23 protein-coding genes and 1 pseudogene are annotated in these 19354 nt (G+C 60.9%); 14 read left to right on the top strand and 10 right to left on the bottom strand.

What is annotated here, in order from left to right; translation table 11 throughout:
- Window position 1: 1 nt before the first annotated feature.
- Window positions 2–1015, bottom strand: a complete 1014-nt coding sequence (locus EGJ27_RS14065) for an ABC transporter substrate-binding protein (protein WP_125831356.1) — start codon at window positions 1013–1015, stop codon at window positions 2–4.
- Between the two features lie 141 nt (window positions 1016–1156).
- Here EGJ27_RS14065 and EGJ27_RS14060 point away from each other — a divergent pair, with 141 nt between their 5' ends.
- Entirely contained in the window at window positions 1157–1573 is a 417-nt protein-coding gene (locus tag EGJ27_RS14060; protein WP_125831355.1) for a GNAT family N-acetyltransferase, read from the top strand.
- Window positions 1574–1586: 13 nt separating this feature from the next.
- Here EGJ27_RS14060 and def read toward each other — a convergent pair whose 3' ends face one another.
- The 3 genes from def to EGJ27_RS14045 all read right to left on the bottom strand — a co-directional run bounded on the left by def (window position 1587) and on the right by EGJ27_RS14045 (window position 3563).
- Entirely contained in the window at window positions 1587–2126 is a 540-nt protein-coding gene (gene def / locus EGJ27_RS14055; protein WP_125831354.1) for a peptide deformylase, read from the bottom strand.
- Window positions 2127–2175: 49 nt separating this feature from the next.
- The gene (locus EGJ27_RS14050; protein ID WP_125831353.1) at window positions 2176–3150 is read right to left on the bottom strand and encodes a YihY/virulence factor BrkB family protein; all 975 of its coding nucleotides are present in this window, start codon (window positions 3148–3150) and stop codon (window positions 2176–2178) included.
- Window positions 3151–3371: 221 nt separating this feature from the next.
- Complete coding sequence (locus tag EGJ27_RS14045) at window positions 3372–3563, bottom strand: CsbD family protein (RefSeq protein WP_125831352.1); 192 nt, start codon at window positions 3561–3563, stop codon at window positions 3372–3374.
- A gap of 207 nt (window positions 3564–3770) precedes the next feature.
- On the opposite strand from EGJ27_RS14045, the gene EGJ27_RS14040 reads away from it, so the two are divergent.
- Window positions 3771–4151: a hypothetical protein gene (locus EGJ27_RS14040; RefSeq protein ID WP_125831351.1), complete on the top strand. Its 381-nt coding sequence runs from the start codon at window positions 3771–3773 to the stop codon at window positions 4149–4151.
- A 224-nt stretch (window positions 4152–4375) separates the two neighbouring features.
- Window positions 4376–5002, top strand: a complete 627-nt coding sequence (locus tag EGJ27_RS14035; protein WP_125831350.1) for a DsbA family protein — start codon at window positions 4376–4378, stop codon at window positions 5000–5002.
- A gap of 45 nt (window positions 5003–5047) precedes the next feature.
- Here EGJ27_RS14035 and EGJ27_RS14030 read toward each other — a convergent pair whose 3' ends face one another.
- Window positions 5048–5884 (bottom strand): S1 RNA-binding domain-containing protein, encoded by an 837-nt coding sequence (locus EGJ27_RS14030; protein ID WP_125831349.1) that lies wholly within the window; start codon window positions 5882–5884, stop codon window positions 5048–5050.
- Window positions 5885–6178: 294 nt separating this feature from the next.
- Here EGJ27_RS14030 and EGJ27_RS14025 point away from each other — a divergent pair, with 294 nt between their 5' ends.
- The 4 genes from EGJ27_RS14025 (at window position 6179) to EGJ27_RS14005 (ending at window position 8844) form a co-directional block, all read left to right on the top strand.
- Window positions 6179–6367 (top strand): hypothetical protein, encoded by a 189-nt coding sequence (locus tag EGJ27_RS14025; protein ID WP_025994762.1) that lies wholly within the window; start codon window positions 6179–6181, stop codon window positions 6365–6367.
- Between the two features lie 164 nt (window positions 6368–6531).
- Window positions 6532–7029 carry a hypothetical protein gene (locus tag EGJ27_RS14020; protein ID WP_177523024.1) on the top strand — a complete coding sequence of 166 codons (498 nt, stop codon included), beginning with the start codon at window positions 6532–6534 and terminating at the stop codon, window positions 7027–7029.
- 147 nt (window positions 7030–7176) lie between these two features.
- On the top strand, window positions 7177–7905 hold the full coding sequence (locus EGJ27_RS14010) for a TorF family putative porin (protein WP_125831346.1): 729 nt from the start codon (window positions 7177–7179) through the stop codon (window positions 7903–7905).
- Between the two features lie 66 nt (window positions 7906–7971).
- Window positions 7972–8844 carry a DUF6279 family lipoprotein gene (locus tag EGJ27_RS14005; RefSeq protein ID WP_125831345.1) on the top strand — a complete coding sequence of 291 codons (873 nt, stop codon included), beginning with the start codon at window positions 7972–7974 and terminating at the stop codon, window positions 8842–8844.
- Window positions 8845–8866: 22 nt separating this feature from the next.
- Here the strand turns inward: EGJ27_RS14005 and EGJ27_RS14000 are convergent, their stop codons facing one another.
- Window positions 8867–9256, bottom strand: a complete 390-nt coding sequence (locus EGJ27_RS14000; RefSeq protein WP_125831344.1) for a transcriptional regulator — start codon at window positions 9254–9256, stop codon at window positions 8867–8869.
- Between the two features lie 181 nt (window positions 9257–9437).
- On the opposite strand from EGJ27_RS14000, the gene EGJ27_RS13995 reads away from it, so the two are divergent.
- The gene (locus EGJ27_RS13995) at window positions 9438–9713 is read left to right on the top strand and encodes a hypothetical protein (protein ID WP_125831343.1); all 276 of its coding nucleotides are present in this window, start codon (window positions 9438–9440) and stop codon (window positions 9711–9713) included.
- 70 nt (window positions 9714–9783) lie between these two features.
- Here the strand turns inward: EGJ27_RS13995 and EGJ27_RS13990 are convergent, their stop codons facing one another.
- Window positions 9784–11124 (bottom strand): DEAD/DEAH box helicase, encoded by a 1341-nt coding sequence (locus tag EGJ27_RS13990; protein WP_177523023.1) that lies wholly within the window; start codon window positions 11122–11124, stop codon window positions 9784–9786.
- A 182-nt stretch (window positions 11125–11306) separates the two neighbouring features.
- On the opposite strand from EGJ27_RS13990, the pseudogene EGJ27_RS13985 reads away from it, so the two are divergent.
- Together EGJ27_RS13985 and EGJ27_RS13980 are read left to right on the top strand one after the other, a co-directional pair.
- A pseudogene (locus EGJ27_RS13985) lies at window positions 11307–12170 on the top strand (mechanosensitive ion channel family protein); the annotation flags it as partial.
- A gap of 213 nt (window positions 12171–12383) precedes the next feature.
- Window positions 12384–12779 (top strand): hypothetical protein, encoded by a 396-nt coding sequence (locus tag EGJ27_RS13980; RefSeq protein ID WP_125831341.1) that lies wholly within the window; start codon window positions 12384–12386, stop codon window positions 12777–12779.
- Between the two features lie 65 nt (window positions 12780–12844).
- Here the strand turns inward: EGJ27_RS13980 and EGJ27_RS13975 are convergent, their stop codons facing one another.
- The 3 genes from EGJ27_RS13975 to EGJ27_RS13965 all read right to left on the bottom strand — a co-directional run bounded on the left by EGJ27_RS13975 (window position 12845) and on the right by EGJ27_RS13965 (window position 14944).
- A complete protein-coding gene (locus tag EGJ27_RS13975) occupies window positions 12845–13714 on the bottom strand; it encodes a carboxylate/amino acid/amine transporter (RefSeq protein ID WP_125831340.1) in 870 nt (289 codons plus the stop codon).
- Window positions 13715–13888: 174 nt separating this feature from the next.
- The gene (locus EGJ27_RS13970; RefSeq protein WP_125831339.1) at window positions 13889–14488 is read right to left on the bottom strand and encodes an FMN-dependent NADH-azoreductase; all 600 of its coding nucleotides are present in this window, start codon (window positions 14486–14488) and stop codon (window positions 13889–13891) included.
- 141 nt (window positions 14489–14629) lie between these two features.
- The gene (locus tag EGJ27_RS13965) at window positions 14630–14944 is read right to left on the bottom strand and encodes a 3-phosphoglycerate kinase (RefSeq protein WP_125831338.1); all 315 of its coding nucleotides are present in this window, start codon (window positions 14942–14944) and stop codon (window positions 14630–14632) included.
- Between the two features lie 65 nt (window positions 14945–15009).
- Here EGJ27_RS13965 and EGJ27_RS13960 point away from each other — a divergent pair, with 65 nt between their 5' ends.
- The 4 genes from EGJ27_RS13960 (at window position 15010) to EGJ27_RS13945 (ending at window position 19354) form a co-directional block, all read left to right on the top strand.
- Window positions 15010–15933, top strand: a complete 924-nt coding sequence (locus tag EGJ27_RS13960; RefSeq protein ID WP_125831337.1) for a LysR family transcriptional regulator — start codon at window positions 15010–15012, stop codon at window positions 15931–15933.
- Between the two features lie 13 nt (window positions 15934–15946).
- Window positions 15947–16735 carry an alpha/beta fold hydrolase gene (locus EGJ27_RS13955; RefSeq protein ID WP_125831336.1) on the top strand — a complete coding sequence of 263 codons (789 nt, stop codon included), beginning with the start codon at window positions 15947–15949 and terminating at the stop codon, window positions 16733–16735.
- A 123-nt stretch (window positions 16736–16858) separates the two neighbouring features.
- Window positions 16859–17422, top strand: coding sequence for a peptidylprolyl isomerase (locus tag EGJ27_RS13950; RefSeq protein ID WP_125831335.1), 564 nt, complete (start codon window positions 16859–16861; stop codon window positions 17420–17422).
- 99 nt (window positions 17423–17521) lie between these two features.
- A complete protein-coding gene (locus EGJ27_RS13945; protein ID WP_125831334.1) occupies window positions 17522–19354 on the top strand; it encodes an ABC transporter ATP-binding protein in 1833 nt (610 codons plus the stop codon).

Here is a 19354-nt window from a genome sequence, read left to right as displayed (position 1 = left end):
ATCACAGGCTGGCGGTTACCTTCGCTGCCACATCGGCCGGCACCCAGGCATTCCAGACTTCGGGGTGGTCCTTGAGGAAACCCTGGGCCACCGCCTTGGGGTCCAGGCGTTTCTCGCTCATGCGGCCCAGGGTCTGGTTGAGCAGGTCGATGGGCAGGTCGACTTTCTTGAAAAAGGTCACCAGTTCCGGGTATTTCTCATTGAACGGCGCTGACACACCGATTGACAGGTTCGCGGCCAGGGAAGACGTTCCGCGTGGATTGGGATTGCTGGCGTCGGTCAGGGTTTTCCAGGCCTCGGCGTCGAACGGCGGTTCCTGCAGGCGAATCAGCTTGTGACGGCCCAGCAGCGGCGTCGGCGACCAGTAATAGAACAACACCGCTTTGCCACGGCGGATTGCCGAGTCGATCTCGGCATCCAGCGCCGCTCCAGAGCCGGTGCGGAAATTGACGAAGCTGTCGTTCAACCCGTAGGCCTTGAGCTTCTGGGTGTTGACGATTTCCGAGGTCCAGCCGCTGGGGCTATTGAGGAAACGGCCTTTGTCCGGGGATTCCGGGTCTTTGAATACGTCCTTGTAACGGGCCAGATCGGCCACTGACTTCAGTTCCGGGGCCAACGGTTTGATACCCTTGGCCGCATCGCCCTTGATCACGTATTCGGGCACCCACCAGCCTTCGGTCGCGCCTTTGACGATATCGCCCAGCCCCAGCACCTTGCCGTCGGCTTCGGCCTTGACCCACACCGGGCTGCGGCCGGTCCACTCTTCACCGATGACCTGGATGTCGTTCTTCGCCAGCGCGGTCTCCAGGCTGACGGTACTGCCCGGCAGTGTATCGGTCGAGTGGCCATAGCCTTTCTCGACGATGGTGCGCAGCACTTCGGTGATCAGGCTGCCGCTTTCCCAGGTCAGGTCGCCGAAAATGATCGGCGCTGTCTTGTCGGCGGCCATGGCCGGTTGCCCGAGGATGCCCAGCGCCAACAATGCTGAAGCCAGGAGTCTTGTTATTGATTTCATGATGACCTCGTGAAGGCGCGGGATCGAATGTGTCCGAATCTACTGACAGCATCGATGGCGTATTAGTTGTCATGGCCTGACAAGTTTGTCGCCCATGTATCATGCCCGCCTGTCACGAGAATCAAAGGCCCGCACGTCACCATGTCCGACATTCAGTTTGGCCTCCTGCCCGAGGCCTGCAGACCGCTGCTGAACAAGTTCTACCGCGAACATCAGTCGCCCATGCGCGCCGCCAGCAAAGGTCAGGCGTGGGTAGCCAGGCAACAGCAGTTAGAAATCGGTGCGCTGTGCCTGACCGCCGTTGAGGACGGACACTGGCTGACCGGGCTGTTCGTTGCGCCATCATGGCGCAGCCAGGGCGTCGCCCGCCAACTGATCGAAGCGGCGCTGGGCGCGCTGGAAGGCCCGGTCTGGTTGTTCTGCCATCCGGAGTTGCTGGGGTTCTATCAGCCGATCGGCTTCAACGAGGCGCAGCGTCTGCCGGTGGCCCTGGGCGAGCGCTTCATGCGTTACCGCCGCGGCAAGCCATTGGTCGCCCTGTGCCGGTATGCAGACTGACCAACGCACCTGTTCATTCGTCGGCGTTGGGGTCCATGTCCGGAAACATCACGTCCATGAAACCAAACGTGCTGAAGTCGGTAATGCGCGACGGATATAGCCGCCCGATCAAGTGGTCGCACTCATGCTGTACCACCCTGGCATGAAAGCCGTGCGCCAGGCGATTGATCGGCACACCGTCCGGGTCCAGGCCCTCATAGCGAATGCTCTGGAAACGATCCACCATACCTCGCAGTCCAGGCACTGACAGACAGCCTTCCCAGCCGGCTTCCAGCGCTGGATGCAAAGGGGTAATCACCGGATTGAGCAAAATGGTGCGCGGAACCGCTTCAGCTTGCGGATAACGCTGGCTACGTTCGAAGCCGAAGATCACCAATTGCAGGTCGACGCCGATCTGCGGCGCCGCCAGCCCGACACCGCCGACACTTTGCATGGTTTCGAACATGTCGGCGATCAGCGCTTTGAGTTCGTCGCTGCCGATCAATTCCGGCGCGACGGGCGGGGCGACGCGCAGCAGTCGCTCATCGCCCATTTTCAGAATGTTACGGATCATGATTCAGGCCGATGCTGTGGAACGAGAAGCCTATCCTCGCACAGCCCGATCAGGATTCGTCAGCTTTCATGTCCTCGGGCCGGGCGAGTGGTTTGGAATGGTCGCGGCCCAGCCCGGACACATGCTGCTTGGTGCTGGCCGGCTCTTCGCCGTCGCCCGCTTCCTTCTCGCCTTTTTCCTTGCCCTCGGCAGACATGTGCTCGATGACTGCATTCATTTCCGCGCCCAGCAGCAACACCGCGGCGGAAATATAGAAATACAGCAGCAGCACGATGATGGCCCCGATGCTGCCATACATCGCGTTGTAATCGGCGAACGTCTTCACGTAGTAGGCAAAGCCCAGCGATGCGAGGATCCAGACCACCACCGCCAGTACCGAGCCTGGGGTGATGAAGCGAAACTCTTGCTTCACGTCCGGCATGACGTAATACATCAGCGCCACCGCCACCATCAGCAGCAGAATGATCACCGGCCAGCGCAGGATGGTCCACAGCGTCACGATGAACTCTTCAAGCCCCACTCGCGCGGCAATCCAGGTCATGACTTGCGGGCCTAGCACCATCAGAGCGGCGGCGACCAGCAGCATGCCGGCGATGCCCACGGTGTAGAGCACCGAGAGCGGCAGGCGCTTCCAGATCGGGCGTCCTTCCACCACGTCGTAGGCGGCGTTCATGGCGCTCATCATCAGACGCACACCTGCCGAGGCGGTCCACAGTGCGATGAAAATACCGATGGACAGCAAGCCGCCCTTGGATTGTTGCAACTGGTCGATGACCGGGTTGACCTGTTCCAGCGCCTGGGGCGGCAGAACCAGCTCCGACTGCAGGCGCAGCCAGGAAAAGAAATCGGGGAGGTGCAGAAAACCGATCAGGGCGATCAGGAACAGCAGGAAGGGGAACAATGAAAACAGCATCTGGTAGGCCAGTGCCGAGGCATACGTGGACATCTCGTCATCGAGAAATTCGTTGACGGTCCTCACCATCACTTTGCCCAGTGGCAATTGACGCAATGTGGGAAAAATCATGGCGGCTCCTTTTCGCTCCGTAACTGCAAAACCCGGGTTCATTGAACCGGCCGTACCGTGTTCATCGCACTGCCGATGACCAACAGTCATTTACCGGTGGCAAATGGACTGGACGGGCCGTAAAAGGTTTCAGTCTCTAAAGCTTACAGCCCGGCGACCCCTGCACAGTAGAGCGGCCGCCGGCTGAACATCCTTGCCTCAATGCCGGTCGAGGCCCTGCATCAGGCTTTGTCGACGCCTTTCTTGATCGCGTCTTTCGCATCGCCTTTGGCTTGCTGGCCTTCACCCTTGATTTCCTGGGCTTTGCCTTCGCCTTTGAGGCGGGAATTGTCAGTCGCTTCGCCAACGCCCTGCTTGATGTTGCCTACCGCTTCGTTGGCTTTGCCTTTGATCTTATCGGTTGTGCTACTCATGAGAATTCTCCTGGGTCTGATGACCACGTGCACCGGCTCGTCGTAAGCCTGACATAGGGATGGACCCGACGGCTTCGCCAAGAGTTTCATGTTTTTTTCGCCGGGGCTTATCGTTCGTCCCCTCGGACAGCGCCCGCATGAGAGAATGCGCGACGCGCTCGTCAGGCAGCGCCCGACACGCTGAACACTCCGATTCTCAGGAACGCTATGAAACTCGATAAAAAGCTGGCCATCGCACGCAGAAACCAGGAACTGGGCGGTGCCGTGCTCGGCGTCAACAACACCCATTTCGCGGTGCTGGATACCAAACGCAATATCTGGTGGTTTGACCTGCCCGTCCCTCGTCTGCAAGTGGGCCAATACGAATGGATGCACCTGCTGCTGCACACTCCGGCCACCGACCAGTTGCTGCACCTGAAGGTCACGACCGTGTTCCTGCGCGACCACATCGAAGGCCTGGAAGTGCGCAATGCCGGCAAGCGTAAATCCACCGTCAGCCTGGAATTGAGCGCCGACAAGGATTCCTGGCTCAAGGACATGCGGCCCAAGGGCAGCAACCTGGGGTTTGCGGGGTTTGTGCAGAAGTAAGCCGGTTGTGCTTTGCCTTGCAGGAGCCAGCGGGCGGCGATCCGTCTTGCTGGCGAACAGGCCGGTACTGACACAACGTTGCTATCGTCGGTAACGACGTCATCGCGGGCAAGCGCGCTCCTTCGTGGCCACAAATCCATCGCGCCAAGACCGTTCCTCCATTCAGTCGCACTTTTGAAGATGTCCATGAGTCAGTGGTAGTTAGCAGCTATGGAGTCTTGTAAATGAACACTGATGGACCCTTCAAAATCGACGTGTGGAGCGACTACGTCTGTCCTTTCTGTTACTTGCAATTGTCGGTATTCGATCAGCTCAAGGAAACCTACGGACAGCGTGTCGAGTTCAACTGGCACGCCTTCGAACTGCGACCCGAACCATTCGCCCAGCTCGACCCCAACGCTGATTACCTGCGCGCCGCCTGGTCGCGCTCGGTGCTGCCGCTGGCGGACAAGCGCCATGTGGTCATGAAGATGCCGACGGTGCAGCCGCGCAGCCGCAAGGTGCTGGAGGCGGCGGCTTTCGCGCGCTCGGCGGGCTGCTTCGACGCGTTCAACCGGCAGGCGTTCAGAGCTTTTTTCGAGGAGGGCCAGGACATCGGCCAGACGCCGACGCTGATCCAGCTGGCCGGCACTACCGGTCTGGATTCCACTGAACTGGAACGTGCGTTGAGCGACAGCCTGTATGCCGAACAGGTCTCGGCCGATCAGCAACTGGCCGAACGTCTGGGATTGCGGGCGGTGCCGGTACTGCTGTTGCGGCAGGCCGAACAGCCGCTGGAACAGGCCAAGGTGTTCAATGGCACCTTACCGTTCGAACGCCTGCGCCAGGAAATCGAAAAACTGTCGCTCTGAAGCCCGAGGCGCGCATGGCCGCCTCGGGTCTTCAGATGACAGCGGTCAGACCAGTTCGATGCGGTCCGCGTGGATCACGATCCGGCCATCCTTGTACAGACCGCCGATCGCCTTCTTGAAGTTGCCTTTGCTGACGCCGAACAGACCGCTGATGACTTGCGGGTCGCTCTTGTCACTGACTGGCAAGGTACCGCCGTTGTCGCGCAGTTTGGCAAGGATCTTGGCGCTCAGGCTGCCGGCCGCTTCGACGCCCACCGGTTGCAGGCTCAAGGCGATGTTGCCGTCGGCACGGATCTCCTTGATGAAACCCTTTTCCTGTTTGCCCGGACGCAGAAACTTGAAGACCTCGTTCTTGTGAACCAGGCCCCAATGCTTGTTGTTGATGATCGCCTTGAAACCCATGTCGGTCGCTTCGGCCACCAGCAGGTCGACTTCCTGGCCCACTGTGTAGGTGGCGGGCGTCTTGTCCAGGTAACGATCCAGACGCGCCGTCGCGGTAATGCGGCGAGTGTGCTTGTCGAGGTAGACGTGGACCACGCAATAATCGCCGGCCTGCAGCGTACGCTTCTCTTCCGAGTACGGCAGCAGCAGGTCCTTGGGCAGGCCCCAGTCGAGGAACACGCCGATGCTGTTGACTTCCACCACCTTGAGGCTGGCGAACTCGCCGACCTGGACCTTGGGTTTCTCGGTCGTCGCCAGCAGCTTGTCTTCGCTGTCCAGATAGACGAAGACATTGAGCCAGTCTTCGTCTTCGGTAGGCACATCCTTGGGAATGTAACGATTGGGCAGCAGTATTTCGCCGTCCTGGGCGCCATCCAGATATAGCCCGAAATTTGTGTGCTTGACGATTTGCAAGCTGTTGTAGCGCCCGATTAAAGCCATTTCCAGATACCCTCTTTGCGTGGTCGGCATTCTACCCGACTTTGCGCCGGCGTTCGCGCAGCTTGGCCGACGGTGCGCTGCCTCCCGCTCGTCAGTTACCGAACGGCACCGACGACCATCGCCCGGCACCTGACGACCCCAGAACTTTCCAGACAAAACAAGTGTTTAGGGCCGGATTGGGCCCCGTGCAACCTTCAGGGCCGTGCGAGGTTCACGCTCGCGAATGCCATCTAACCAAGCGGCGCGCAAGGCTTTGCTGTACGATGGCTGGCCGTATTACGTCTATGAAGGTAAATGGCAGCCATGCGTATCAAAGCATCTCACTCCAAAGCGAAGCCAGCTCCAGCCGTTGAAACGAGCGACTCGATCAACGCACAGATTGCGGCTTTCCTGAAGTCCGGCGGTGAAATCCAGCAGATCGCCAAGGGCGTGAGCGGCCAGACCTTCACACCGTCCAAACAGATCAACCTGGGCAAGAAGTAACACCCGCCGCCTCTGTCGATCTCTATGCGCCCTGCGCCAGGGCGCTAGATTGACCGCCTCCCTGCTGGATATTCTTCCGGCCACGCTGCTACTCTCTCACCAGATACCAAGATCAGACCGGTAGGAAAACGCCCGGTATGTTGTCTCATTTGCGGAATGCACGAATGAAGAACTGGATGCTTTTCGGCGCACTGCTGTATCTGGGTGGATGTGCCTCGCAGCACTGCGACACCGAAGCGGCCGGCAGCGAGTGCCGGGCCGGGCATCTGCTGTATCAGAACGACATGCTGCAGGCCAAGCTGCTGGTCAGTCAGGCCGATCGTGAAAAATACGAACTGGCCCACGCCATGCTGCGCCGCTCTGCCGCCGACGACATATCGGGGGAAGCCGATTTCTACCAGGCAGTGCTGATGATCCGCGAACAGGGCGACCAGCAGCAGATCATCGATTTGCTGCGCAATGCCGCCAGCCATCGACACCCGTTGGCCATTGCCCTGCTGTCGCAACAACTGACCATCACCGACCCCAGCCAGGCCGAGCATTACCGCGCCGAGTACGCCAGTCTGGACGTCGCCAAGAGCGGCTACCCCTCGTTCGAACAGGCCCTGGTGGTGATCCGCAGCCTGATCATTCCGCCAACTGCGGCCACTGCGGCCAATTGACGCTGGCCGGATCGACGAACGGCACGCGCTTCGGCGCAATCGCCGTTATGCTTGCGAGGCTCTAGCTCGCGGCTTGTGTCGGGCTCCCATGCCGCTTTCGATACGCCATTCCTGACCACCACTCCTCGACACGCCAAGGAGTGAGCCATGCTCAGTATTCGCCTTCATGCGCTGACACTCAGCGCCCTGTTCGTTTGCCAACCCCTTTCTGCGCAGATCATGGAGCGGGAAATGGGCGATTTCGCCCTCAAACTGGGCACCACGCCAAGCCGGAGCATGGCGCAGGGCCTGGTCACGCCCACCGGCGGCTCGGGTTCTTTCCATGGCGGGCTGGACCTGACCCACGACAGCGGTTTCTATTTCGGCCAATGGTCCCCGAATCTGGGGGTCGCCGAGGGCAGCACGCTGGAAGTCGATTCGTACATGGGTTTCAAGAAGCCGTTCGATAACACCCTCGGCTACGAGCTGGGGATGATCCGCTACAGCTATCCCGACGTCGATCAAGTGGACAGCCACGAGTTCTATGCCGGCCTGCGCGTGCTGGGCAGCCGTGTGGGTGCGGCCTTCAGCAATGACGTCGGCCGTCGTGACAGCACGGTGTTCGTCGACCTGGGCGGCATCGAGCAACTGGGCCTTGGCGTGCGGATGCAGTACGCCAACCATCAGTTCGACACACCTCAAGCTGGCGGCAATGGCGCCCTGATCAGCGGCTTCAACGACTGGTCGCTGAACCTGACGCGGCCCTGGCTTGGGATCGACATGAACCTGATCTACAGCGATTCGAGCCTGAACGGCGGCGACTGCAACGTCTACAGCGGTCATAACGCCCGTTGCGAGCAGACTTTCACGCTCAAGGCCGTGCGCTCTTTCTTTTAGTGAACTGCAAGGCTGAACATTCCTCTACAGTACGTTGCCAGTACGTCAACGCGCCGAGGAGTGGTCATGCAGTTGCTGTTCAAAGCGTTCATCACAATGTCGTTGGCCGTGTGCGTGCTTGCCGGCTGTAGCCAGGTGGGCCTGGCCTACCGCAATCTGGATGTGATCATTCCGTGGACGCTCAGCGACTACCTGGACATGAATTCGGAGCAGAAGAGCTGGCTGGACGAGCGGCTCAAGCAGCACCTGAGCTGGCACTGCAGCACCCAGCTGCCGGGCTACCTGACCTGGCTCGACCGTCTGGAAGAGATGGTCAAGGCCGATCAGGTCAACTATGCAGGCCTGCAAGCCCGTACCGTCGAAGCCAAGGACGCCATCGGCCAGATTTCCCGGCAGATCACGCCGTCGGCTGTCGAGCTGTTATCGCGCTTCGATGACAGGCAAGTCGAGGAAATGCGCGCCGCCTTCGCCAAGGATCAGCGCAAGCGTGAGAACCGCTACGTCAACGAACCGCTGGAAAGACAGATTGCCGAACGTGCCGACCGCATGGACAAGCGTCTGAGCCCTTGGCTGGGCAAGCTCAATGCTGCGCAAAAGCAACGCATTCAAACCTGGTCGGCATCCCTTGGCGAACAGAACCGCGCCTGGGTCGAGAATCGCGTTCATTGGCAGGCGCTGTTCCTCAAGACCGTCGAGCAGCGTCAGGCGGCGGATTTTCCGCAGCGGATGGCCGCGCTTCTACAGGACCGCGAGACCTTCTGGACCGCCGAATATCGCCAGGCGTATGACAAGACCGAAAAGGCCGCCATCGCGCTGGTAGTGGATGTGTTTGCCTTGAGCACGCCGGATCAGCGCACCCGCCTGCTCGGCCGAATCGCCGACATGCGCAAGGACTTCACCGACCTCAACTGCCTCAAGGCCGCACGGTCGGGTACCTGAGCGCCGACCGCGACGCGGTGGCTCAGGCGACCTGAGCCTTGGAGGCCACTTCGTCGAAAGTCGCCGGATCCAGGGCATCGGCCTGCTCATCCAGGACCTGACGCGGGTGATCGTTGCCGGGAATGCTGCTGTCGATCATCGCCAGCAGGCTTGAGCCGCGAGGCGTCAATGCGAAGTTGGAACCGGTACCGCCCTCTTCCGTAGTGCGTGGCTCGATGTAGTGATGCTTGACCAGCAGCGCTTCCAGGTCGGCAGCCTGCTGCTTCAAATGATCCAGGTCGCCCACCGGCTCGCCTTCGGCCGCCTTGGCCGCCGCGTGTTCTTCAGCGTACTTGCGCGGGGCGAACGAAGTGCCGGCGCTGTTCTGCACTTCGTGAAGCAGACGTTCGATCAAGTCCCAGTCATAAGTCATTTTTATTAAACCTCCGTCCAGCATGGATGAAAGGCCCATGACATCCGCTCACGGGCATGCGACTCAAGAGTGTGACCTTGCCCGTGCGCCGCCGTTCAGCGACGACGCCGGGCGGCTGTGCTGAACTTTCGGCAGATTGGGCAGCTCAACCGCAGCAGCCATCACCGAAACCGAGGTTGCCATGAAGATCGCCGTCAGCTTCGCCATTGCCGCCGCCCTGCTGTGCACTTCGCCCGTATGGGCCTGTACGCCGGAGCAAGCCACCGCCAAGCGCGAGCAACTGGCAGAGAAGGTCAGAACCCTGACCCAGCAGAACCCGCAGAAAGCCAAAGAGATCAATCAGGAACTGGAGGACATGCATCTGGAGACAGCCGCCAAAGATCTGCCGGACAAATGCCAGCTGATCGATCAGCGGTTGAAGGAGCTGGATACGGCTGCGCAGAAGGCAGATGGGTGAACGGTCGTTTTCGCCAGCAAGACGGATCTTGCTGGCGAAAGAGCCATCGATACCAACAGGGGATACGCGTTTATTCGGCAGCAGGCGCCGGAGTGCTGCGTTTCTTCAGCGGGGCCATGCCGTCTTTGCTGACCAACGAATCGGCCTTGGGACGATTCACCGACTTGCGCTTGGTCGGGCCTTTGGCAGCGACTTTTTTCTTGTCGCCCTTGGCATCGGTCTTTTTCTTCTTCACGCCGACCGCCTTGCCCGAGGCCTTGACCTTTTTCGGTCCGCCGTAGGTGCCTTTCACTTCCTTGATGACGCGACGCTCGAACGCCTGCTTCAGGTAGCGCTCGATGCTGGACATCAGGTTCCAGTCGCCATGACAGATCAGCGAGATCGCCAGGCCTTCGCCGCCGGCGCGGCCGGTACGACCCACGCGGTGAACGTAGTCATCACCGCTGCGCGGCATGTCGAAGTTGATGACCAGGTCCAGGCCGTCAACGTCCAGACCGCGCGCCGCCACGTCGGTGGCAACCATGACCTTGGCGCCGCCTTGCTTGAGACGATCGATGGCCGCCTTGCGGTCCTTCTGGTCCTTGTCGCCGTGCAGCACGAATGCCTTGTATTCCAGCGCCACCAGACGACCATACAACCGGTCGGCCATGGCCTTGGTATTGGTGAAGATGATCGCCTTCTGATACTTCTCGTTGGCCAGCAACCAGTTCAGCACCTGCTCTTTATGAACGTTGTGGTCGGCGGTGATGATCTGGTGGCGAGTGCCGGAAGCCAGTTCGCTGACGTTGTTCAGCTGCAGGTGTTGCGGGTCCTTCAGAACTTTGCGGATCATTTCACGCAGGCCGGCGCCGCCGGTGGTGGCCGAGAACAGCATGGTCTGTTCGCGGTCGGCGCATTCGCCCGACAGACGCTCGACGTCTTCGGAGAAGCCCATGTCCAGCATACGGTCGGCTTCGTCCAGCACCAGCACTTCAACATGCTTGAGGTCCAGGTTGCCGGCGTTGAGGTGTTCCAGCAGGCGACCCGGTGTGCCGATCAGAATGTCCGGCACCTTGCGCAGCATCGCGGCCTGGACCTTGAAGTCCTCACCGCCGGTGATCAGGCCCGACTTGACGAACGTGAACTGCGAGAAGCGCTCGACTTCCTTCAGCGTCTGCTGTGCCAGCTCGCGGGTCGGCAGCAGGATCACGGCGCGGATATCGACGCGAACCGTGGCCGGGCCGATCAGGCGATTGAGGATCGGTAATACAAACGCGGCAGTCTTGCCGCTGCCGGTCTGAGCCGTCACCCGCAGGTCACGCCCTTGCAATGCCAAAGGAATGGCGGCGGCCTGGACAGGCGTAGGCTCGACAAATTTAAGCTCGGCCACGGCTTTCAGCAGGCGTTCATGCAGGGCGAATTCGGAAAACACGGGTGTTACCTCGACGAAAAACATAGATACAGCTGCATAGCCTAACGGTTTCGAGCGCCGGGGCCGAGTTTCTTTACCACTTGAAGCCTTTTTTTGTTACTCGATTTACCATCGCCGCCCCCAATCGGAGCAGGAATGCTCTAATCGCGCCCCCACTTTCTGCTCAGGGACTTGTCAGGTTCATGGATATCCAATCGCTTTGGCACCGCACCCAAGACTTCTGGGACCTGCTCGACCAGCATCCGCTGCTGCACGCCAGCCTTGCGCTGGTCCTGCTGCTCGGCACCGCGCTGGTCATCGGCCGCCTGTCGCGCTTTCTGATTCTGCATGGCATGAAGATGCTGGGCCGCCAGCCTGCATTGCATTGGCTCAACGACCTGCGCCATAACAAGGTCTTTCATCGACTGGCGCAGATGACGCCGTCCCTGGTGATTCAGTTCGGCCTGAACCTGATTCCGGAACTGAGCAAAGCCACCCAGACGGTGATCGGCAACATCGCCATGGCCTTCACCGTGCTGTTCATGACCCTGGCCATCGGCGCGCTGCTCAGCGCCCTGCTGGACATCTACGCCCGCACCACCCATGCCCGCACGCGCTCGATCAAGGGTTATGTGCAACTGGCGAAGATGATTCTCTACATCTTCGCCGCGATCATCATCGTCGCCACCCTGATCGACCGTTCGCCTTTGTTGCTGCTGTCGGGCCTGGGCGCGATGTCGGCTGTGATTCTGTTGGTCTACAAGGACACCCTGCTGTCGTTCGTCGCCAGCGTGCAACTGACCAGCAACGACATGCTGCGAGTCGGCGACTGGATCGAGATGCCGCAGGTAGGCGCCGACGGCGATGTGGTGGATATCACGCTGCACACGGTCAAGGTGCAGAACTTCGACAAGACCATTGTGTCGATCCCGACCTGGCGTTTGATGTCCGAGTCGTTCCGCAACTGGCGCGGCATGCAGCAGTCCGGCGGGCGACGCATCAAGCGCAGCCTGTTCATCGACGCCAGCGGCGTGCGTTTCGTGCGTGACGACGAAGAGCTGCGCCTGAGCCTACTGACCTGTCGGAGCGGACCCGCCGGAGTTCCGCTTCCCCGCGATGACGTCAGCCTGACGCAACATATGTGTTATCCAAAACGCCCCTGTCGCGGGCAAGCGCGCGCCTACAGCTGGCAGCGCGAGTGAACGACCATCCGTCGCACGGATGGCACCGCTGCGCCGTGCCATAGCCGAATCAAGGGAAGCCATAAAAGGAGTTTCATCATGAAATTGATTCGTCCTCATCAACTTGCCCTTGCCTTATGCCTCGGTGCGCTGGCGCCTGTAAGTTTTGCGGCCAGCGATAACAGCGGCGGTTCGGCCCTGCCTCCAGGCCAGGGCGCAGGCTCCACGGTCAGCCCGGGTGGGACGCAAGGCAGCGGGACCAACACCGGTACCAGCGGTTCAGGCAGTCCGAGCGCAGAGGGAGCCAGCGATGCAGGCAGCGCCGGGCCGGGTGGCGCCAGCGGTGCAGGTGGTTCCAGTAACGGTGGTGGCGGTGGCGCGAATGGCGGCACGGGTGGCGCGGGCAGTGGCGCCGGCGGTGCAGGCGGAGCGGCCGGCGGCGCAGGTGGTGGCGGCGGATCGGATGGCGGTGGCGGTTCGGGCGGCGGCAGCTGATCGACCTGGCGAACAAAAACGGCCCCCTTTTCGGGAGCCGTTTTTTTTTTTGCGCCGGGTTCAGCTCATCGCAAGGCGACAGCCTCGCGTCGGGCGCCCAGGCGACTGATCCATACCGACGCCACGATCACCCCGCCGCCGATCAGCAGCCGGGTGAAGTCTTCATGCTCGTTCCAGATCAACAGGTTGATCAGCAGGCCCAGCGGCACATGCAGGTTGTTCATGACCGCCAGCGTGCCGCCGTTGACCATGCATGCGCCCTTGTTCCACCAGTACATGCCGAGCGCCGTCGAGCACAGGCCAAGGAACAGCAGCACGCTCCATTGCAGGGAGTCCTGCGGTAGACGCTGGGCATTGCCGAACATCAGGAACGCCGGCAGCACGACGGCCAGGGCGCCGAGGTAGAAATAACCAAAGCGCCGATAATGCGGCAGGTCGCTGGGGTAGCGCGCCACCAGATGCTTGTACAGCACCTGCCCGGCGGCGTAGGTGAAGTTGGCCAGTTGCAGCAGCAGGAAGCCGCCAAGGAAATCGCCGTCCAGGCCGTCGTAACGAATCACGCCGGCGCCCAGCACGGCGACCAGCGCCGCCAGGAGTGCCCACGGGTTGAAACGCCGGTTCAGCGCATCTTCGATCAACGTCACATGCAGCGGCGTCAGGATGGTGAACAGCAACACTTCCGGCACCGTCAACACTCGGAAGCTCAGGTACAGGCACACGTAGGTGACGCCGAACTGCAAGGCGCCGATCAGCAGCATGCCGCGCATGAACCGCGGTTCGACCTGGCGCCAGCGGGTCAGCGGGATGAACACCAGCCCGGCCAGTACGACTCGGATCAATACCGCCAGGTAACTGTCGACGTGGCCGGCCAGATAGACACCGATCAGGCTGAAGGAAAACGCCTGGATCAGCGTCACGATAAGTAGATAGCCCATGCTTGCCCCTTTTTTGAAGGGCGCGACCATAGCGGGTCCGGCGGCGGCATGTCCATTCAAAATCAGTGGCGGATTGCCGCACAAGAAAAAACCCGATGAGCACCGACAAGCGGGATCGATCGGGTCATGCACTCAGGAGCGGGAAGTGCCAAGGGGAATGCAGTGGTGCCGGTCTCAGGCAACCTGTGCCAGCTGAGCACGGGCCTGGTTCAGGCCCTTCTCGACGAAGTCGCCGCCCATGTTCAGGCCTTCGGCATGAATGAAGTTCACGTCGTGGATGCCGACGAAGCCCAGCACCTGACGCAGGTACGGTTCCTGATGATCCATTGCGCTGCCGGTGTAGATGCCGCCGCGAGCGGTCAGGACGAAGGCGCGCTTGCCGACCAGCAGACCTTGCGGGCCGGTTTCGCCGTACTTGAAGGTCACGCCGGCCCGCAGCACGTGGTCCAGCCAGGCTTTGAGGGTGCTGGGGATGGCGAAGTTGTACATCGGCGCGGCCAGTACCACGACGTCGGCTGCGACCAGTTCATTGGTCAGCAGGTCGGAACGCTCCAGCGCGGCCTGTTCGGTTTCGCTACGCTGATCGGCAGGCTTCATCCAGCCGCCCAGCAGGGTCGAGTCCAGATGCGGCACAGGGTTGATAGCCAGGTCCCGCACGGTGATCTCGTCGGCAGGGTGCGCTGCTTTCCATTGGCTGATGAATTGCTGGGTCAGTTGACGTGAAACCGAATCCTGTTGGCGGGCGCTGCTTTCGATAACCAGTACGCGGGACATGTGTGATCTCCATCGAATGAGTGGGCTGAAGCGATGGAGTGGAGATTAATGACGAATGGATCGATAAAAAAGCGCAAAAATCTGCTTTCATCTATCTAATAATTTGTTTTATCCCAAGCGGCGTTCTACTCTCAGCGGGCTTCAAGCCGGTTCGCAACTGAGCTTGATACGCAGTTTGATGATGCTGCGATTGAATTTCGACGTGACATCGACACTTTCGCCCGCCGCCACCTGCACCCGACGGGTTCGTGGCGCCTCGGGTCCGTTGCGGAACACCACTGCACATCGTGCATCGACATCGCCGTAGTTGTTGACCGTGATGGACCCGATGTCGTGGAAAACGTCGTGGGCGTTGTAGTCGACCTTGACGCCGTCGAACTGTTTCTCCACTTCGATGGGGTAGGCCATTGCCCCCAGGGGCAGCAAGGCGAGCAACGCACAGCACAGGCGATTCATTCGGTAACTCCTGGACGACATGTCGGTTCAGGACAGTAAACAAGAAAGAAAAGAGGAAAGACACCATGAAAGCGCCCCGCGTGACCCTCGATCAATGGCGCACGCTGCAGGCTGTCGTCGATCACGGCGGCTTCGCCCAGGCCGCCGAGGCTTTGCATCGCTCTCAGTCGTCGGTCAGCTACACCGTGGCTCGCATGCAGGATCAGCTCGGCGTGCCGCTGTTGCGCATCGACGGCCGCAAAGCCGTGCTGACTGAAGCCGGCGGCGTGCTGCTGCGGCGCTCACGGATGCTGGTCAAGCAGGCCAGCCAGCTTGAAGACCTGGCCCACCACATGGAACAGGGCTGGGAAGCCGAGGTGCGCCTGGTGGTGGACGCGGCCTACCCCACCGCTCGGCTGGTGCGCGCACTGACCGCGTTCATGCCCCAGAGCCGGGGCTGTCGCGTGCGATTGCGCGAAGAAGTGTTGTCCGGGGTCGAGGAAGTGTTGCTCGAAGGCGTGGCGGATCTGGCAATCAGCGGCTTCAGCATACCCGGTTACCTGGGCACCGAGATGAGCACCGTGGAATTCGTGGCCGTGGCGCACCCCGAACACGCGCTGCACCAGGCCAACCGCGAGCTGAACTTCCAGGACCTGGAAAGCCAGTTGCAGGTGGTCATTCGCGATTCGGGCCGGCAGCAGCCGCGGGATGTGGGCTGGCTGGGTGCCGAGCAGCGCTGGACGGTCGGCAGCCTGGGCACCGCCACCACCTTTGTCAGTAACGGACTGGGCTTCGCCTGGCTGCCGCGCCACATGATCGAGCGTGAACTCAAGGAAGGCGTGCTCAAGGTCCTGCCGCTGGACAAGGGTGGCAGTCGCAACCCGGCGTTCTATCTTTATTCCAGCAAGGACAAACCCCTTGGCCCGGCCACGCAGATTCTGGTCGAGCTGATCCGTACGTTCGACACAGCGTGCCTCACGGCAGCCTTCGCGGCACCTCAACAAGCCTGACAGGAGTGGGCCAATGGCATTCTTCGAGCATGACGACTGTTCACTGCACTATGAAGAATACGGGCACGGCGAGCCGGTGCTGTTGTTGCACGGGCTGGGTTCCAGTTGCCTGGACTGGGAATACCAGATTCCGGCGCTGTCGGCCCATTATCGGGTCATCGCCATGGACATGCGTGGCCACGGTCGCTCCGACAAGCCCCGGGAACGCTACACCATTGCCGGCTTCAGCGCCGACGTCGAAGCGCTGATCGAGCATCTGCGCCTGGGTCCGGTTCACGTGATCGGCCTGTCGATGGGCGGCATGATCGGTTTTCAGCTGGCGGTCGACCAGCCGCAGCTGCTCAAGAGCCTGTGCATCGTCAACAGCGCGCCGCAGGTCAAGGTGCGCGGCGTCAGCGACTTCCTGCTGCTGGCCCGACGCTGGACATTGGCGCGCTTTCTCAGCATGCGCACCGTAGGCGTCGCGCTGGGCAAGATGCTGTTTCCCAAGCCGGAACAGGCCGACCTGCGGCGCAAGGTCACCGAACGCTGGTCAAAGAACGACAAGCGCGCCTACCTGGCGAGCATGGATGCGATCATCGGCTGGGGCGTGCTGCACAAGGTGTCGCGCATCACCTGCCCGACGCTGATCGTCGCCGCCGACCACGACTACACCCCCGTGGCGCTCAAGCAAGCCTACGTCAAGCTGCTGCGCAATGGGCGGCTGGTGGTGGTAAAGGACTCGCGGCATGCCACGCCGCTGGATCAGCCTGAGGAGTTCAATCGCATTGTGCTTGAATTCATATCGACGGCGGCGGTCTGAACCCCGCGTGCAGTCTGTTTTTCATGTTGTATGGGCACGGCTCGATCACGCTGGGCAAAGAATGCCAAACGTGGTTTGCTTGCCGGTCATAGTCGATACCACCACCGAAGGACTTGATGCCTCATGTTGAAAAAAGTCGCCCTCGCCGCCTGTTCCGTATTGTTCGCCGCCAACCTGATGGCTGCGCCGGAAAAGGCCACCCATGTGTTGATCAACACCAGCTTCGGCGAAATCGAGCTGGAACTGGCTGACACCAAGGCGCCGGTCAGCACCCAGAACTTTCTGGGCTATGTCGACAGCGGTTTCTACAACAACACCATCTTTCACCGCGTGATTCCGGGCTTCATGGTCCAGGGTGGCGGCTTCACTCAGTACATGATGCAGAAGCCGACCAAGGACCCGATCAAGAACGAAGCGCAAAACGGTCTGCACAACGTGCGTGGCACCATCGCCATGGCCCGGACGTCCGACGTCAACTCGGCCACCAGCCAGTTCTTCATCAACACCAATGACAACGCCATGCTCGACAACGGCGTGCGTGACTACGGTTACGCGGTGTTCGGCAAGGTGGTCAAGGGCATGGACGTGGTAGACCAGATCGTCAACGCCCAGACCACCACGCAAAAAGGCATGCAGAACGTGCCTGTCGACCCGATCCTGATCAAGTCGGCCAAGCGCGTCGACTGATCGAGTCAGCAGGGCGCATGAAGCCTGGCGGTTTCATGCGCCCTGTTCGGGAGAGCCTCACCCATCAAGGAGAGCCCGCTGCCGTGGGCGTCACAGCCAATGCTTTATCGTCGTTTTGAACAGCTGATTGATACTTTCCGAGACGCTCCTACCGCCTCCCCGCCCAACACCGTTTTCGCGTTCTATCTCTACTACCTGCGTCAGGTGTGGCCAAGTTTCACCGCCCTGTTGGTGGTGGGCCTGATCGCCTCGCTGATCGAAGTAGCGCTGTTCAGTTACCTGAGCCGCATCATCGACCTGACCCAGACCACACCGGCCAAGGATTTCTTCAGCGTCCACGCCAGCGAACTGATCTGGATGGTGGTCGTGACTGTGGTTCTGCGGCCGATTTTCGTCGGCCTGCATGACCTGCTCGTGCATCAGACCATCAGCCCCGGCATGACCAACCTGATCCGCTGGCAGAACCACAACTACGTGCTCAAGCAGAGCATCAATTTCTTCCAGAACGACTTCGCCGGCCGCATTGCCCAGCGCATCATGCAGACCGGCAACTCGCTGCGCGACTCCGCCGTACAAGCGGTGGACGCGCTGTGGCACGTGCTGATCTATTCGATAAGCGCCATGGTGCTGTTCGCCGAGGCGGACTGGCGGCTGATGATCCCGCTGGGGGTGTGGATCATTGCCTACATCCTGTCGCTGATGTATTTCGTGCCCAGGGTCAAGCAGCGCTCGGTGGTCTCATCCGATGCCCGCTCCAAACTGATGGGCCGCATCGTCGACGGCTACACCAACATCACCACCCTCAAGCTGTTCGCCCACACCGACTACGAGCAGAAATATGCTCGGGAAGCCATGCACGACAGCACCGTGAAAAGCCAGCTGGCCGGCCGCGTCGTGACTTCCATGGATACGGTGATCACCTCCATGAACGGCGTGCTGATCGTCAGCACCACGGGCCTGGCGTTGTGGCTGTGGACCGAATCGATGATTTCGCTGGGTGCCATCGCCCTGGCGACCGGCCTGGTGGTGCGCATCGTCAACATGTCCGGCTGGATCATGTGGGTGGTCAACGGCATATTCGAGAACATCGGCACGGTCCAGGACGGCCTGGAAAGCATTGCCCAGCCGGTCAGCATCACCGACAGACCGGCGGCGCCAAACCTGATCATCGACAAGGGCGGCGTGCGCTTCGACGGCGTGGATTTCGGCTATGGCAGCGGCGGCGGGATCATCCACAACCTGAACCTGGATATCAAACCGGGCGAGAAGATCGGCCTGATTGGGCCGTCGGGCGCGGGCAAATCCACGTTGGTGAACTTGCTGCTGCGCATGTACGACGTGCAGGCCGGGCGAATTCTCATCGATGGGCAGGACATTGCCGAAGTGACCCAGGAAAGCCTGCGCGCCCAGATCGGCATGATCACTCAGGACACCTCGCTGCTGCATCGCTCGATCCGCGACAACCTGTTGTACGGCAATCCAGACGCCACCGACGAGCAGCTCTGGGATTCGGTGCGCAAGGCGCGGGCCGATGAGTTCATTCCGTTGCTGTCGGACTCCGAAGGCCGCACCGGTTTCGATGCTCATGTCGGCGAGCGCGGCGTGAAGCTGTCCGGCGGCCAGCGCCAGCGCATCGCGATCACTCGGGTGCTGCTCAAGGACGCGCCGATTCTGATCATGGACGAAGCCACTTCGGCACTGGATTCGGAGGTCGAGGCAGCGATTCAGGAAAGCCTGGAGACCCTGATGCAAGGCAAGACCGTCATCGCCATCGCCCACCGGCTTTCGACCATCGCCCGGATGGACCGCCTGGTCGTCCTGGAAAAAGGCCGCATCGCGGAAATGGGCAGCCATGCCGAACTGCTGGCCCATGGTGGGTTGTATGCGCGGCTGTGGCAGCATCAGACGGGTGGGTTTGTCGGGGTGGATTGA

It is taken from the genome of Pseudomonas sp. v388, from assembly GCF_003935425.1.
Taxonomy (GTDB): domain Bacteria; phylum Pseudomonadota; class Gammaproteobacteria; order Pseudomonadales; family Pseudomonadaceae; genus Aquipseudomonas.
Note: the sequence above shows the minus strand (reverse complement) of the source record. Positions and strands in the feature narration are given on the sequence as shown.

Excerpts from the sequence above, each read along its gene's own strand:
- EGJ27_RS14065 (WP_125831356.1), bottom strand. The coding sequence starts at position 1,015 with ATGAAATCAATAACAAGACTCCTGGCTTCAGCATTGTTGGCGCTGGGC.
- EGJ27_RS14060 (WP_125831355.1), top strand. The coding sequence starts at position 1,157 with ATGTCCGACATTCAGTTTGGCCTCCTGCCCGAGGCCTGCAGACCGCTG.
- def (WP_125831354.1), bottom strand. The coding sequence starts at position 2,126 with ATGATCCGTAACATTCTGAAAATGGGCGATGAGCGACTGCTGCGCGTC.
- EGJ27_RS14050 (WP_125831353.1), bottom strand. The coding sequence starts at position 3,150 with ATGATTTTTCCCACATTGCGTCAATTGCCACTGGGCAAAGTGATGGTG.
- EGJ27_RS14045 (WP_125831352.1), bottom strand. The coding sequence starts at position 3,563 with ATGAGTAGCACAACCGATAAGATCAAAGGCAAAGCCAACGAAGCGGTA.
- EGJ27_RS14040 (WP_125831351.1), top strand. The coding sequence starts at position 3,771 with ATGAAACTCGATAAAAAGCTGGCCATCGCACGCAGAAACCAGGAACTG.
- EGJ27_RS14035 (WP_125831350.1), top strand. The coding sequence starts at position 4,376 with ATGAACACTGATGGACCCTTCAAAATCGACGTGTGGAGCGACTACGTC.
- EGJ27_RS14030 (WP_125831349.1), bottom strand. The coding sequence starts at position 5,884 with ATGGCTTTAATCGGGCGCTACAACAGCTTGCAAATCGTCAAGCACACA.
- EGJ27_RS14025 (WP_025994762.1), top strand. The coding sequence starts at position 6,179 with ATGGCAGCCATGCGTATCAAAGCATCTCACTCCAAAGCGAAGCCAGCT.
- EGJ27_RS14020 (WP_177523024.1), top strand. The coding sequence starts at position 6,532 with ATGAAGAACTGGATGCTTTTCGGCGCACTGCTGTATCTGGGTGGATGT.
- EGJ27_RS14010 (WP_125831346.1), top strand. The coding sequence starts at position 7,177 with ATGCTCAGTATTCGCCTTCATGCGCTGACACTCAGCGCCCTGTTCGTT.
- EGJ27_RS14005 (WP_125831345.1), top strand. The coding sequence starts at position 7,972 with ATGCAGTTGCTGTTCAAAGCGTTCATCACAATGTCGTTGGCCGTGTGC.
- EGJ27_RS14000 (WP_125831344.1), bottom strand. The coding sequence starts at position 9,256 with ATGACTTATGACTGGGACTTGATCGAACGTCTGCTTCACGAAGTGCAG.
- EGJ27_RS13995 (WP_125831343.1), top strand. The coding sequence starts at position 9,438 with ATGAAGATCGCCGTCAGCTTCGCCATTGCCGCCGCCCTGCTGTGCACT.
- EGJ27_RS13980 (WP_125831341.1), top strand. The coding sequence starts at position 12,384 with ATGAAATTGATTCGTCCTCATCAACTTGCCCTTGCCTTATGCCTCGGT.
- EGJ27_RS13975 (WP_125831340.1), bottom strand. The coding sequence starts at position 13,714 with ATGGGCTATCTACTTATCGTGACGCTGATCCAGGCGTTTTCCTTCAGC.
- EGJ27_RS13970 (WP_125831339.1), bottom strand. The coding sequence starts at position 14,488 with ATGTCCCGCGTACTGGTTATCGAAAGCAGCGCCCGCCAACAGGATTCG.
- EGJ27_RS13965 (WP_125831338.1), bottom strand. The coding sequence starts at position 14,944 with ATGAATCGCCTGTGCTGTGCGTTGCTCGCCTTGCTGCCCCTGGGGGCA.
- EGJ27_RS13960 (WP_125831337.1), top strand. The coding sequence starts at position 15,010 with ATGAAAGCGCCCCGCGTGACCCTCGATCAATGGCGCACGCTGCAGGCT.
- EGJ27_RS13955 (WP_125831336.1), top strand. The coding sequence starts at position 15,947 with ATGGCATTCTTCGAGCATGACGACTGTTCACTGCACTATGAAGAATAC.
- EGJ27_RS13950 (WP_125831335.1), top strand. The coding sequence starts at position 16,859 with ATGTTGAAAAAAGTCGCCCTCGCCGCCTGTTCCGTATTGTTCGCCGCC.
- EGJ27_RS13945 (WP_125831334.1), top strand. The coding sequence starts at position 17,522 with ATGCTTTATCGTCGTTTTGAACAGCTGATTGATACTTTCCGAGACGCT.